This window comes from Nannocystis pusilla, from assembly GCF_026626665.1.
Lineage (GTDB): Bacteria > Myxococcota_A > Polyangia > Nannocystales > Nannocystaceae > Nannocystis > Nannocystis pusilla.
In genome coordinates, this window is sequence record NZ_JAPNKE010000002.1 from 5,682,649 (window position 1) to 5,695,853 (window position 13,205).

Genomic DNA, 13,205 nt, shown 5'->3' on the forward strand with positions numbered 1-13,205 from the left:
CGAGGGCATGTCCCTGCGGACAGCCGCCTGTCCCGGCCGCGCCCGGGACAGGCGGCACTCGCGGCCCCGGCCGTCGGCGACCTCGCCTTCGACGCCCCCGTGCTCGAGGCCAGCTGCGACGCCGAGACGCGACCCGCGCGACCCGCGGCACGCCCGCTGCAGAAGGGTCCGCGGGCGCGTCGTCTCGAACGTGCTGGTCCTGCGCGAGTCGACCGACGCCGACTGCGGCGCGCGAGTCGAGCCGGTTGCGAGGTCGCGCGGCCCCTCACGCGCGCGGCTCCGATCGTGCCCCGAAGGACATGTCCTCGAAGACACGCCCATGCGCTCGCCTGCGCGGCGACCTGCCGAGCGATTCGGCCCTCGTCGCCCCGGTCCCACCACGCCGGCGGCCAGGCCTGTCCTGCCGTGGACCGCCGCGTCGCTCCCGCGGACGCTCGTTTCGCGCCCCGGCCCGCTCGCAGCGGCCTCGCGCTTGCCTGCGGTCGTCCGGCCGTTCACCCTCTGCGGACTGCATGGCACCGCCTCGGAGCTCGGCCCCACGGATCCTCGGTCTCGCGGCGCTCGGCTTGCTCGTGGGCGTCGCCTGCAACGAGGACCCGTGCGGACCGCACGCCTGGTGGTGCGACCCGCTCGACGACGGCCAATGGCAGCTGCGAACGACCCCGGTCGACGCCGCCGTCCTCGTCGACTTCGACGGTGACGGCGAGGACGAGGCCGTCGTGCTCTCGCGCGACGGCTTGAAGCTCACCCTCGCCCGCGGCACCGACCTCCGCGCCTTTCGCTCGAGCCTCGAGCTGGTCGAGAGGCCGTGGGCGCTGGCCGCTCTGCCCGGCGAGGTGGCCGTCGCGCTGATGCACCCGCCGCAGATCGCGATCTTCGGCATGGACGCCGACGGTCGGCTGGCGCGGCGCCGCGACATCCCGCTGAGCGACGCTCCGAGCAGCCTCGACGCCGCCGACCTCGACGGCGACGGCGCCCCGAGCTCGTCGTCGCCGTCCGCGGTGCGGCGGTCGTCGTCGTCGATCCCCGGACCGGCGCCCTGCGCGAGTGGCCGGCCGGCCAGGACCCGGCCGACGTCGAGGTCGGCGACGTCGACGGCGACGGCCGCCTCGACCTCGTCGTCATCGATTACTTCGGCGAGGCGCTGCAGGTGCTGCGCGGCGCGGGCGACGGCTCGCTGAAGCCGCCCGTCGCCAGTCCGTCGTCGCAGGGCGAGTTCTACCTCGCGCTCGTCGACCACGACGGCGACGGCGACCTCGACGCGGTCGCTCGCAACGTGGCCACCCGGACCGTGCTGTTCCACCGCAACGACGGTCAGGGGCGCTTCTCCAGCCCCACCGCCCTGCCGATCGCCCTCACCGCCCATCCGACCGCCGGCCTGGCCGCGAGCCCCGCCGCGGCGAGCGGCCTGGTGAGCGTCAGCGTCCCCCAGGACGACGCGCTCGCCACGTGGGTCGGCAAGGGCGCGGCCTGGCTCGGGCGCGTCGAGCAAGCGCTCGATCTCACCCGGTGGATCGGCAAGGGCCCCGGCGATCAGCTGCTCGTCGGCAGCACCAATTCCCTGCGTCGCCGGACCTGGCAGCCCGCATTCGTGCCGATCGAGGTGTGGCGCAGCCCGCTGTTGCCTCCTCCCGACGACGCGCTCTCGCTGGCCACCGGCGACCTCGACGACGATCACCTGCTCGACTTCGCCGCCGCGTCCGGCAAGCATCTGCACCTGTTTCGCGGCCGCGCCGACCGCGGCTTCGATCCGGTGCCCCTGCTCGACCTCGACGCGACCCCGACGGCGATGCTGATCGTCGACGTCTCGGGGGACGGGCGCGACGACATCGTCTTCGACGAAGGCGACGACGTCCGCGCCCTGATCGCCGCCGAGGACGGCCAGTTCCTCGCCGGGCCGCGCCTCCCGGTCGACATCCCGCCGCGCACCCTCGTGCCGCTGCGGGTCGGCCCCGATCTCCCGCCGGCGATCGCGGTGCTGCCGATCCCGCAGGCCTACGGGGAAGAGGAGGTGGCCGGAGCGCGGCTGCTCCGCTTCGACCCCGACGCCCAGCTCACGGTCGCTGCGGCGCTCGACGGCATGTTCGTCGACGCCATGGTGGCCGTCGATCTCGATGCCGACGGCGTCGACGAGCCGCTCCTCCTCGGTCGCCGCGACGAGGTCCAGGTGCTCGCGCACCTGAAGCCCGCCGGCGACGCCTACGAGCCGGACTTCGAGCACGAGCTCGAGGACCTGCTCGGCCTCGTGCCCTTCGCGGTCGACGACCTCGCCGCCGCCGACCTCGACGGCGACGGCGACCTCGAGGTGTTCTTCGGCGACGGGCATACGCGGGCCCGCATCGACGGCCTCGCCGACGGCGCGCCGGTCACGACCATCGAGGAGCAGTTCGCCCCGACCCACCTCCACGACCTCGACGGCGACGAGCTGCTCGACGCGATGCGGTTCGACCACCGCACCCTCACGTACCAGCGGGGCCGCGGCGACGGGACCTTCGCCGACGAGCTCGTCGAGCACGAGTTCTCGCAGGGCGTCGCGTTCGCGCCGGCGTCGCGGCCTGACGCTCAGTTCGACCTCGCCGAGCTCGCATACGACAGCGCCGCCAGCCACATCGTGCGCGAGGTGACGCGGCCGGTCCCGAGCGGGGAAAGGTTCGCCCTGCACGGCGGCGTCCTCGACTTGTTCGCCGACGACCTCGACGCCGACAGCGTCGACGACCTCGCGCTCCTCACCCAGGAGGGCATCGCCTGGAGCTGGGGCAGCGACAGCGACCCGCTCGCCCGCAGCGAGGGCGTCACCTTCCTCGGCTGGAGCCGCGGCCTCGCCACCGGCGACCTCGACGGCGACGGCGCCGCCGAAGTGATCACGGCCAGCATCATCGACAGGATCCACGCCTTCCACGTGCATCCGCGGCTCGCCGAGGAAACGCTCGCCTTCGAAACCGAGCGCACCGGGACGATCAACGGCCTGGCGATCGCCGACATCGACGGCGACGCGCACCCCGACATCCTCGCTTTCTACATCTGGGACGTCATCAAGCTCGACATCGCCTACGGCACCGCCACGCCGTTCGCCTTCGCCGCCTGGCAGACCGCCTTCGAGCTGCCGCTGCAGGACCAGGCCGGCTTCCAGCTCGGCGACGTCGACGGCGACGGCGACCCCGACGTCCTGTTCGACCCCATGGAGCTGCCTCCCGTGCTCGTGCGCAACGAGGGCGCGCGCGCCTGGGCCGACGCGGTCGGCCTGCGCGGCAGCCGGGCCCGGTTCGCGCCGCTCGGCGCCGACCACCGCGTCGAGCTGGTGACGCAGGACGGCCCCACGATCTACCGCCACGAGGACGGCGATCCCGAGCGGCGCGTCGCCCTGGTCGAGGACGACGCCGGGCTCCTGCTGGCCGCCGCGGACGCCGACGGCGACGGCCGCTACGACCTCACCGTCACCGAGCCGAAGGCGACGTTCGTGTGGCTGCGCCGCGACGACGGGCCCACGCGCATCAAGATCGCCGCGGGCCCGTTCACCGCGGTCGCCTACCCCGACATCGACGGCGATCGCCACCCCGACCTCGTCGGCCTGCCCCCGGGCGGCGAGCACCTCTACATCCGTCGCAGCCGCCACTGACCCGAACGACATGCCCATGAAGACATGTCCTCCGGAGCATGCCCTCGCTAACATGCCCTCCAAGCCATACGGCGCCGCGCCCTCCCCTCGCGCTCCGAGCCGGCCGTGCCGCCGCGTGTGAGCCGACCGAGCCGCGCGATCGCGTCCTCGCCCGCGCGTCGGGAGCCGCCCGCGCACGCGGCGCGATCGGACACCGAGCTCGACGACGGCCGCCTTCATGACCCCGCTGGAACGCCCCGGGCACGGCGCTCCGGGCCCGACAGCGCCGCGGACAAACCCCGGCCCGGCTTGCGAGCCCGGCGGACGGTCGTAGACAGCGGCACGCGAGGGGTACGAGCCCATGCTGACCAAGATTCCGTTCACCGAGCTCCTCAAGTCCGTCCCCGGGTTCTTCGGGATCCGCCTCGAAGAGCAGCCGAAGTACGAGGTGGTCGAGACGATCGACGACGTGGAGATCCGCCACTACAAGCCGGCGCTGCTGGCCCGCCTGACGATCGAGGGCGAGCACGACAAGGCCGTCGACGAGGCCTTCGACCGCCTCGCCCGCTACATCTTCGGCGAGAACAGCAAGCAGATCCGCATGTCGATGACCGTCCCGGTCGAGCAGCACGCCGAGGGCGAGCGCATGGCGATGACGAGCCCGGTCCTGCAGAAGCCCGGCGGCCGCGGCTGGACCGTCGCCTTCTTCCTGTCCAACGACCTCTTCACCTCCGAGGCGCCCCGCCCCGACGACCCGGCGATCGAGCTGATCCACGAGCCCGCCCGCACGGTCGCCGCCCTGCGCTACCGCGGCAACTCTTCGGAGAACAAGCGCGAGGACTCGCGCCAGCGCCTGCTCGCCGCGCTCGCCAAGAACCCGCGCTGGCGGATCGCCGAGGACGTCTACTGGGCCCAGTACGACGCCCCGTTCACCCTCCCGTTCGCCAAGCGCAACGAGGCCCTGGTCGAGCTCGAGCCGCGCTGACCTCCCACTCGAACCTGTCCCCGAGGACATCCAGCCCCGAAGGCGGCCGACGACCGCGAAGAGCACCGCGCGAAGAGGGCCCGTGGAGCTCGGGACATGTCTGCTTCGACACACCCCTGAACACCTCGACCGGAGATCATGAGGGACATGTCCATTCCGACATGTCCCGCACGCATCCTCGGGATGCTCTCAAGCCACTCGGGGCATGTCCGATCTGACATGTCCCTTGATTAACATCAACACCGCGCGGGCGTCGTCCGGCGGCGCCGACCGAGCATCCACGTCAGCGCCGCCAGCCACGCCCAGCCCGCGCGTCCGTCCTGCGGCCCGGTCGCGCAGTTGCAGCCGCGGTCGCCGAGCCCGTCGTCGTCCGCGCGGCCCGTGCCGCGCTGGCAGGCCGGGTCCGGCGAGAACGGCTCGTCGCGGGTCTCCTCGGGGGGCTTCGCCGTCCACTCGATCTCGAGCTCGTCGCTCAGCGCCCCGAGCTGGGCCCGCAGCACCGCGCGCCGGCTCTCCGGCGCTGCCGGCGGCGGCACGCAGTCGTCGCCGATCATCGTGTACTCCGGCGGCGTGAACTCGCTGATGGTCGTGAGCGCCAGCTCGCCCTCGACCAGACTCCACGTCACCGGCGCGCCGACGAGCACCCGACCCTCCGCGTCGCGCACGATCGCCCGCGCCCCGAGCGGCCCGTCGGCGAGGGCCGCGACGATCTCGAGCGACGCCGCCGCCTCGACCGGCGTCGCCACCACCGTGGCCACCGGAAGCACCGCGCCCGCGACCTCGAGCGTGATCGTGCTCGTCTCCCCCGGGCCGACGCGCACCGGCCACAACACATCCGTGTCCTCGAGGAGCGCCAGCGTCCGCGCCGGGCCGCCCCCCTTCGTCTCGAGCACGCGCCCCTGCGACATGTCCCAGCCGACCCGCTCGCCCGCCGCGTCGATCACGTTGACCGGGAACCCGACCGTGACGTCCGGCACCAGCCGCAGCGGCTCGTCGGTGCCGGGGATCAGGTCGGCCGGGCGCGACGACAGGCGCTCGGCGAAGCGCTCCGCCAGCAGCTCCACGTGCCACTCGAGCCGCGCGCGCAGCCCGTCGACGGGCACCACCTCCACGCGAAAGCGGTCGGGGAACAGCTCGACCTCCTCGATGGCACAGTCCGCGCGCGGCGTGTAGTCGACCTCCACCCCGCTCGGCCCGTCGAGGGTCACGCAGTCGGCGTCGACGAACGGCACCCCGGCGATCGCCATGTCGAAGCATCCCTCGATGCCGGCGAACCCGTCGTCCGGGGAATCCGACAAGCCGGCGTCGAAGCACACCGTCGAGCCCTGCAGGGCCCGCAGCCCCGAGGGCTGCTCGACCTCCGAATAGAACAGCGGCGCCAGCGAGACGTGGATCTGCTCCTCCTCGCTGTTGGCGCCCGTACAACCGAGCGCGGCCACCGAGGACATTGCTAGCAGGCATCCGGGGACGATACGACCCATCCGATTCAGCATAGGCCGTCAGGATCTGCGCTCGTCCGCGCCGAGTCAACCGGCGACCTGGAACCAACGCGGCCGGATGACGGCGTTGGCCCGCGCCGGCGGCGACACCGTCTTCCTGTCCCTCAGGACATCTCGACGCATTGTTCCGGCCCTGGCTCGCATGTCCCTTCCGACATGCTCCATCCCCTCACCCGCGCAGCAGCCCGAAGCCCGGCACGAAGCGGCCCACGCGGCCCGCGTAGCTGCGGTACTTGCTGCCGTGGACGCGCAGCAGGTACGGCTCCTCCACCACGCGCACCTGCAGCTCGACCGCCAGCAGCAGGCAGGCGAACGCCGCCAGGGCCACCGCGTTGGGCAGCAGCACCACCAGCGCCGCCGCGGTGAACAGCATGCACGAGAAGATGGGATTTCGGACCAGCGCGAACGGCCCCTCGGTCACCAGCTCGGTCCGCTCGCCCGGGCGCACCCCGATCCGCCACGACCGGCCCATCGCCGTCTGGGCCGCGTAGGTCGCCGCGATCCCGAGCAGCACCGCCGCCCCGCCGAGGATGAATTGCCCCGGCCCGATCTGCGGCGACGCCACCCATCCGAGCAGCCCGGCGATCGGCGCCAGCAGGCTGAGCACCACTCCGACGACGAACAGCGCCCCGCCCCACCACTCCGCGGAACCTGGCCTTCCGGACAGCCCGTGAAAGCCCGTCGAGCCGGTCTCGCGCAGGTGGCGGTAGGTGCGGAGGCCGAAGGCGACGGCGTAAAAGCCGAGGATCATGAGCAGGGCGACGACTTCGAGACGCATACGATTTCCTGCCCGCCAATGTGAACCCTGCACTCGCTACAGGGTCAAGCGGCGATCGTCACGGCTTGCGCGCGCGGCCCGAAGCGGTCGTACACCGCCGGCAGCACCAGCAGGGTCAGCAGCGTCGCCGACACCAGCCCGCCGATGACCACCGTCGCCAGCGGCCGCTGGACCTCGCTGCCCGGCGCCGTCGACAGCGCCATCGGCACGAAGCCCAGCGCCGCCACCAGCGCCGTCGTCAGCACCGGGCGCAGCCGCAGCTCGGCCGCCTGCGCGATCGCCTCGTCGTGGCCGGCGCCGCCGTCTTGCAGGCGCTGGGCGAAGGTCACCAGCACCAGGCCGTTGAGGACCGCCACGCCGAACAGGGCGATGAAGCCGACCCCGGCGGAGATCGAGAACGGCAGGTCGCGCAGCCACAGCGCCACCACCCCGCCGACCACCGCGAACGGTACGCCGAGGAAGATGATCAGCGCCGAGCGCATCGACGACAGCGCCGTCCACAGCATGAACATGATCAGCGCCAGGGCCAGCGGCACCACCACCATCAGGCGATCGCGCGCGGCCAGGTAGTGTTCGAACGTCCCGCCGTACTCCACGCGATAGCCGACCGGCAGCGTCACCCCGGCGGCGACCGCCGCCTGCGCGTCGGCCACCGTCGACCCCAGGTCGCGCCCGCGCACGTTGAACTCGACGATCACCCGCCGCGACTGCTTGTCGCGGTTGACCAGCACCGGCCCCGTCGTGTGCTGCAGCGTCGCCACGTCGCCGAGCGGCACGATCTGCCCGGTGTTGGCGCGCAGCGGGATCGCCGACAGCGAGTCGAGGTCGCCGGTGATCGGCTGGTCGAACTTCACCATCATGTCGAACCGGCGCTCGCCCTCGAGCACCTGGCCGACCTTGTGTCCGACCGCGATCGCCTCGGTCGTGATGTTGATGTCGGCGATCGTCAGCCCGTAGCGCGCCAGCTTGGTGCGGTCCGGATCGATGCGCAGGTACTGCAGCCCTGGAGCTGCTCGACGCGGGCGTCGACCACCCCGGGCACCCCCTTCACGCGATCCAGCACCGCCTGGCCGAGCGTCCGCAGCGTCTCGAGGTCGGGCCCGTAGATCACCACCCCCATGTCCGAGCGGATGCCCGCCACCAGCTCGTTGGTGCGCATCTGGATCGGCTGCGAGATCGCCCCGGCCACCTCCGGCACCGCCTGCTCGACCCGCTCCGACATCTCCTCGGCGATGTCGTCCTTCGTCAGCCCCGGCCGCCACGCCTCGCGGTCCTTGAGCTGCACGTACACGTCGGACTGCTCGACCCCCATCGGGTCGGTCGCGATCTCCGGCGAACCTGTCCGCGAGACCACATGGACGATCTCCGGGATCTCCCGCAGCGCCCGCTCGATCCGCTGGCTCGTCGTCACCGACGTCGACAGCGCCGTGCCCGGCATCCGCCGCGCCTCGATCAACAGGTCGCCCTCGTCGAGCTGCGGCACGAACTGCGCCCCCAGGCGGCCGAACAGCGCCACCCCGCCCGCCAGCGCCAGCACCCCGACCATCATCGTCAGCCAGCGCCAGCGCAGCGCCGCGTGCAGCGCCGGCGTGTACAGCTTGTGGGCCGCGCGCAGCAGCAGCGTCTCGCGCGCGTCGGGATGCGGCCGCACCAGATAGCTCGTCAGCACCGGCACCAGCGTCAGCGAGAAGATGAACGCCCCCGCCAGCGCCAGCAGCACCGTGTAGGCCATCGGGTGGAACAGCTTCCCTTCCATCCCGGTGAGCGCGAGGATCGGCAGGTAGACGATGGCGATGATGATCTCGCCGAACACCGCCGCCCCGCGGACCTCGAGCGTCGACTCCTGGATCACCTCGATCCGCTGCTCCGGAGGCAGCTGCGCGCCGGCGCGGCGGCTGGCCTCGCCGAGGCGGCGGGCCGCGTTCTCGACCACGATCACCGCCCCGTCGACGATCAGGCCGAAGTCGATCGCCCCCAGGCTCATCAGGTTGCCCGACAGCCCGGCCGCGTTCATCACGATCACCGCGAACAGCATCGACAGCGGGATCGTCGTCGCCACCACCAGCCCCGCGCGCAGGTCGCCGAGCAGCAACAGCAGCACCAGGATCACCAGCGCCGCGCCCTCGGCCAGGTTGGTCGCCACCGTCCCGATCGTGCGGTCCACCAGCAGCGTGCGGTCGTAGAACGGCTCGACGTACACGCCCTCGGGCAGCGTCGGCGCCAGCTCGGCCAGCTTGTCCTTGATCCCCTGCGTGACGGTGCGCGAGTTCTCGCCCATCAGCATCAGCGTCACGCCGACCACGACCTCGCCCTCGCCGTCCTTGGTCGCCGCGCCGCGCCGCAGCTTCGGCCCGAAGCGGACCTCGCCGACCGAGCTCACCGTGATCGGCACGCCCTGCGGCGTCGCCCCGAGCACCACGCGCTCGAGGTCTTCGCGGCTGCGGACCAGGCCGTTCGAGCCGATCACCACCTGCTCGTCGTTGCGCTCGATGTAGCCGCCGCCGGCGTTGGCGTTCGACTGCCCGAGCGCCTCGGCCACCTCGCCGATCGACAGGCGCAGCGCCTGCAGCCGCTCCGGCCGCAGCACCACCTGGTACTCGCGGTTCTCGCCGCCGAAGCTGTTGGTCTCGACCACCCCCGGCACCGTGCGCAGCTGCGGCCCGACGTACCAGTCGAGCAGCTCCTCGAGCTCCATCAGCGAGTGCGTCTCGCTGCGCAGCGTGAACTGATAGATCTCCCCCAGCCCCGTCGAGATCGGCCCCATCTCCGGCGTCCCGTAGGCCGCCGGCACCGCCTCGCTCGCCTCGCGCATGCGCTCGTTGATCAGCTGGCGCGCGAAGTAGATGTCGGTGCCGTCCTTGAACACCACCGTCACCACGCTGAGCCCGTACTTCGAGACCGAGCGGATCTGCGTCACCTTCGGCAGGCCCGACATCGCCCGCTCGACCGGGATGCTGATGTACTGCTCGACCTCCACCGGCGACAGCGCCGGCGCGGCCGTGATCACCTGCACCTGCACGTTGGTGACGTCGGGCACCGCGTCGATCGGCAGCTCCAGCGCCGACCGCACCCCGACCACGACGAACAGCAGCGTCGCCACCAGCACCAGCGCCCGGTTGCGCAGCGACCACGCGACGATCACGGTCAGCGCGTGCATGGCCTAGTGCCCGTGGTCCTCGCCGAAGGTGCCCTTGAGCAGCACGCTCTTGAGCGTCCACGCCCCGCGCGTCACCACCGACTCGCCCTCGCGCAGGCCTTGGAGGATCTCCACCACCCCGGGCCCGCGGTCCCCAGCACCACCTCGTGCAGCTCGAACGCCCCGTCCTCGCCGCGCACGAACACCACGGTCTTGCCGGCGACCTCGATGATCGCGTCGCGCGGCACCGCCAGCACCGGCTCCGGCGCCGCCCGCGGGTCGCTGATGGCGATCCGCGCCTTGCCGAACAGGCCGACGCGCAGGATGTCCTCGCGGTTGTCGATCGGGATCCTCGCCATCACCGTCTGCGCCTCGGCGTCGACCTTCGGCGCCAGGAACTCGATCGTCCCGTGGAAGGGGTGGTCGGGGTACGCGTTCAGCTCCACCTCGACCGCCGCGCCGACGCGGATCTTCGCCAGCAGGTGTTCGAACAGGCGGGCGACGAACCACGCGCGGTCGAGGTTGACGATCGTCGCCAGGGTCTGCTCCGGCGTCACCGGCTGGCCCGGCACCGCGTTGCGCTGCATCACGTAGCCGGAGATCGGCGCGCGCAGCGAGAACACCGTCGCCTTGCCCTTCGCGCCCAGGCCGAGCGCCTGCAGCCGCTGCTTGGCCGCCTGCGCCTCCGCCTCGAGCGCGGTCGCCTCGGCGCGCGCCGCCGCCAGCTCCTGCTGCGACGCCATGTTGCGCTCGGCCAGCGCCTCCAGGCGCGTCAGGTTGGTGCGGGCCGACGTCGTGCGCGCCTGCAGCGACGCCAGGTCGGCGCGCAGGCTGCCGAGGCTCGGCGCGCGCACCGTCGCCAGCACCTGGCCCTCCTTCACCGGGTCGCCCTCGCGGAACAGCACCTCCTCGACGATCCCGCCGACCTTGGCCGGGACCTGGGCCGTGCGTCCCGGGTCGGCCTCGATGTGCCCGGTCGCGAACAGCACCGGCGCGACCACCTGCATCTGCACCGGCTCGGTCTGGATCTGCGCCTCCGTCACCACTTGCGGCGAAAGCTCGACCCGCCGCGGCAGCGCGTCGTGCTCGTGGCCCTCCTCGTGCTCCCCGTGCTCCCCGTGATCTCCGTGCGCCTGTTCGGGCGCCGCGCCCTCGACCGCCTTCGCGCCGCACCCGAGCAGCGCCAGCGCCAGCGACAGTGACAGTGTCCGCCTCATCGCTGCGCTCCTTCCGGCAGCAAGCCTGCCACCCGCGCCAGCTCGACCGAGCCCAGGGCCAGCGCGCGGCGGGCCTCGATGTGCGCCGCCAGGTACTCGAGCAGCGTCTGCTGCAGCACCACCGCGTCGCGGATCGACACGCGCCCCGTCGCCATCTCCTGCGCCAGCGCCTCGAGGTGGCCCTCGGCGCGCTGCAGGCGTTCGGCCTCGAACAGCCCGAGCTCCGCCTTGCGCGCCTCGACCTCGCGCAGCGCCACCTCGACCTCCGCCTGCACCACTCTCCGCCAGCGCTCGACCTCCGCCTCGGCGCGGCGCGCCAGCGCCTTGCTCTCCGCGATCTCGCCCTTGTACGTGCGCCCGAGCGGCGCCGGCAGCACGATCGGGAACGCCAGCCCTCCGCCCAGCACTTGCTCCGCGAACCCGTCGCGCTGGGCGTACAGCACCACGCTCGGGTTCGGCGCGCGCAGCCGGCGGAACACCTCGACCTGGCGCAGGAACACCTCGCGCTCCGCCTTCGCCAGCTCGATCTCCGCCCGCTTCGTCAGCGCCGACCCGAGCAGCGCCGACAGCTCCTGCGGCAGCGCCAGCGGCGTCAGCTCGCCCTCGACCTCGAGCCCCGCGCCGTCGCGCCCGAGCAGTCCGGCCAGCACCGCGCGCGCGGCCGCGATCCGGCGGTCCGCCTCGATCAGCTGCCGCCGCACCCGCACCGACGTCGCCACCACCACGTCCGCGTTGAGGCCCGAGCCGAGCCCGGTGCGCTCGCTCGTGCGGGCCAGGTCGACCAGCGTGTCGGCGGTCCTGGCGATCCGCTCGATCATCGCCCGCTGCTCGCGCGCCGCCAGCCACTCGTAATAAGCCGACAACGCCGCCGCCGCCACGTCGCGCCGGCTCAGCTCGATCTGCCGGTCCGCCTGCGTCACCTCGGCGTCGGCCATCGCCATCCGCTTGCGCCGCTGGCCCGCGATCTCGAGCTCCTGCGCCACCCGCCCGTACACGTTGATGTCGCGCTCGCCGTTCCACAGGCCCACGCGGCGGCTCGCGGTCACCTCGACCTGCGGGTTGCTCGGCAGCAGCGTGCGCGCCTTGAGCTTGCGGCCCTCCGCCGCCGCGCGCCCGGCCTCGGCCGCGCGGATGCTCGGGTGCTCGGCCAGCGCGCAGGCGACCACCGCATCCCTGCCGAGCGGCCCCTCGCACCCCGCCGGGGGCGGCGGCGCGGCCAGCAGGGTTGCGGTGAGCAGCGCGGAGAGGAGCGGCATCGGGCCTCGTTTATGGACCGCGGCGCGACGATCCGCGCGACGGGTCCGGCGTCGAGGCTAGACCTTGTAGCAACTACAGGGTCAAGCGAGCGCGGCGGGCGGCGGCGTGCGAGGTGACGCACGCACGGCCACGTGGTGACAGGCGGGCGGCCGCGGAGCAAGCTCGGGCGGTGACCCGAGACGACGAGCAGATGACGATCGGAGCGCTCGGCCAGGCCACGGGCGTCGGCGCCGAGACGATCCGCTACTACGAGCGCATCGAGCTGCTCCCGCAGCCGGCCCGCACCTCCGGGGTTACCGCGTCTACCGGCCGGAGCACGTCCGCCGCCTCAACTTCATCCGTCGCAGCCGCGAGCTCGGGCTCAGCATCGAGGCCGTGCGCGAGCTGCTGTCGCTCGCCAGCGACCGCCTGCGCCCGTGCGCCCGCGTCGACCGCCTCGTCCGCGACCACATCCACGACCTCGACCACAAGATCGAGAGCCTGCAGAAGCTGCGCGGCGCCTTGCAGCGCCTGGCCGACTCGTGCCGCGGCGGCGGGCGCGTGTCCGAGTGCCGGATCCTCGAGGCCCTGCAGGAGGCCGAGGAGACCCTCGCCGGGCCCGACATCGAGTGCGCCGAGGAGCACTGCGCCGAGCGCCGCGCCGGCGACAAGCAGCCCAAACCTCGCCGCGAGCGCCGCGCCTGAGAAGTTTCTCAGGATCGTCTCAATTCTCCCCCGCGCCCCGCGGTACCCGTCATC

Annotated in this window: 8 protein-coding genes and 2 pseudogenes; 5 read left to right on the forward strand and 5 right to left on the reverse strand. The window is 72.8% G+C overall.

Annotated elements, in window-relative coordinates; all coding sequences use genetic code 11:
- The first annotated feature begins 512 nt into the window (after window positions 1–512).
- The 3 genes from OV079_RS25200 (at window position 513) to OV079_RS25210 (ending at window position 4,580) form a co-directional block, all read left to right on the forward strand.
- A complete protein-coding gene (locus tag OV079_RS25200; RefSeq protein WP_267778890.1) occupies window positions 513–1,181 on the forward strand; it encodes a hypothetical protein in 669 nt (222 codons plus the stop codon).
- Complete coding sequence (locus tag OV079_RS25205) at window positions 1,145–3,616, forward strand: hypothetical protein (protein ID WP_267778636.1); 2,472 nt, start codon at window positions 1,145–1,147, stop codon at window positions 3,614–3,616. The genes OV079_RS25200 and OV079_RS25205 overlap by 37 nt, the downstream gene beginning before the upstream one ends.
- A gap of 340 nt (window positions 3,617–3,956) precedes the next feature.
- Entirely contained in the window at window positions 3,957–4,580 is a 624-nt protein-coding gene (locus OV079_RS25210) for an SOUL family heme-binding protein (protein WP_267771411.1), read from the forward strand.
- Window positions 4,581–4,816: 236 nt separating this feature from the next.
- On the opposite strand, the gene OV079_RS25215 is transcribed toward OV079_RS25210, so the two are convergent.
- The 5 genes and pseudogenes from OV079_RS25215 to OV079_RS25240 all read right to left on the reverse strand — a co-directional run bounded on the left by OV079_RS25215 (window position 4,817) and on the right by OV079_RS25240 (window position 12,466).
- Entirely contained in the window at window positions 4,817–6,028 is a 1,212-nt protein-coding gene (locus OV079_RS25215; RefSeq protein ID WP_267771412.1) for an MYXO-CTERM sorting domain-containing protein, read from the reverse strand.
- A gap of 220 nt (window positions 6,029–6,248) precedes the next feature.
- Window positions 6,249–6,857, reverse strand: coding sequence for a methyltransferase family protein (locus tag OV079_RS25220; protein ID WP_267771413.1), 609 nt, complete (start codon window positions 6,855–6,857; stop codon window positions 6,249–6,251).
- A 44-nt stretch (window positions 6,858–6,901) separates the two neighbouring features.
- Window positions 6,902–10,014: pseudogene (locus OV079_RS25230) on the reverse strand (efflux RND transporter permease subunit).
- A 71-nt stretch (window positions 10,015–10,085) separates the two neighbouring features.
- Window positions 10,086–11,210: an efflux RND transporter periplasmic adaptor subunit gene (locus OV079_RS25235; RefSeq protein ID WP_267771415.1), complete on the reverse strand. Its 1,125-nt coding sequence runs from the start codon at window positions 11,208–11,210 to the stop codon at window positions 10,086–10,088.
- A complete protein-coding gene (locus tag OV079_RS25240) occupies window positions 11,207–12,466 on the reverse strand; it encodes a TolC family protein (RefSeq protein ID WP_267771417.1) in 1,260 nt (419 codons plus the stop codon). The genes OV079_RS25235 and OV079_RS25240 overlap by 4 nt, the downstream gene beginning before the upstream one ends.
- Window positions 12,467–12,657: 191 nt before the next feature.
- Here OV079_RS25240 and OV079_RS58535 point away from each other — a divergent pair.
- Both OV079_RS58535 and OV079_RS54395 read left to right on the forward strand, forming a co-directional pair.
- Window positions 12,658–12,714, forward strand: a pseudogene (locus tag OV079_RS58535) (hypothetical protein); the annotation flags it as partial.
- A 128-nt stretch (window positions 12,715–12,842) separates the two neighbouring features.
- Entirely contained in the window at window positions 12,843–13,151 is a 309-nt protein-coding gene (locus OV079_RS54395) for a MerR family DNA-binding protein (RefSeq protein WP_267778638.1), read from the forward strand.
- The last annotated feature ends 54 nt before the right edge of the window (window positions 13,152–13,205 follow it).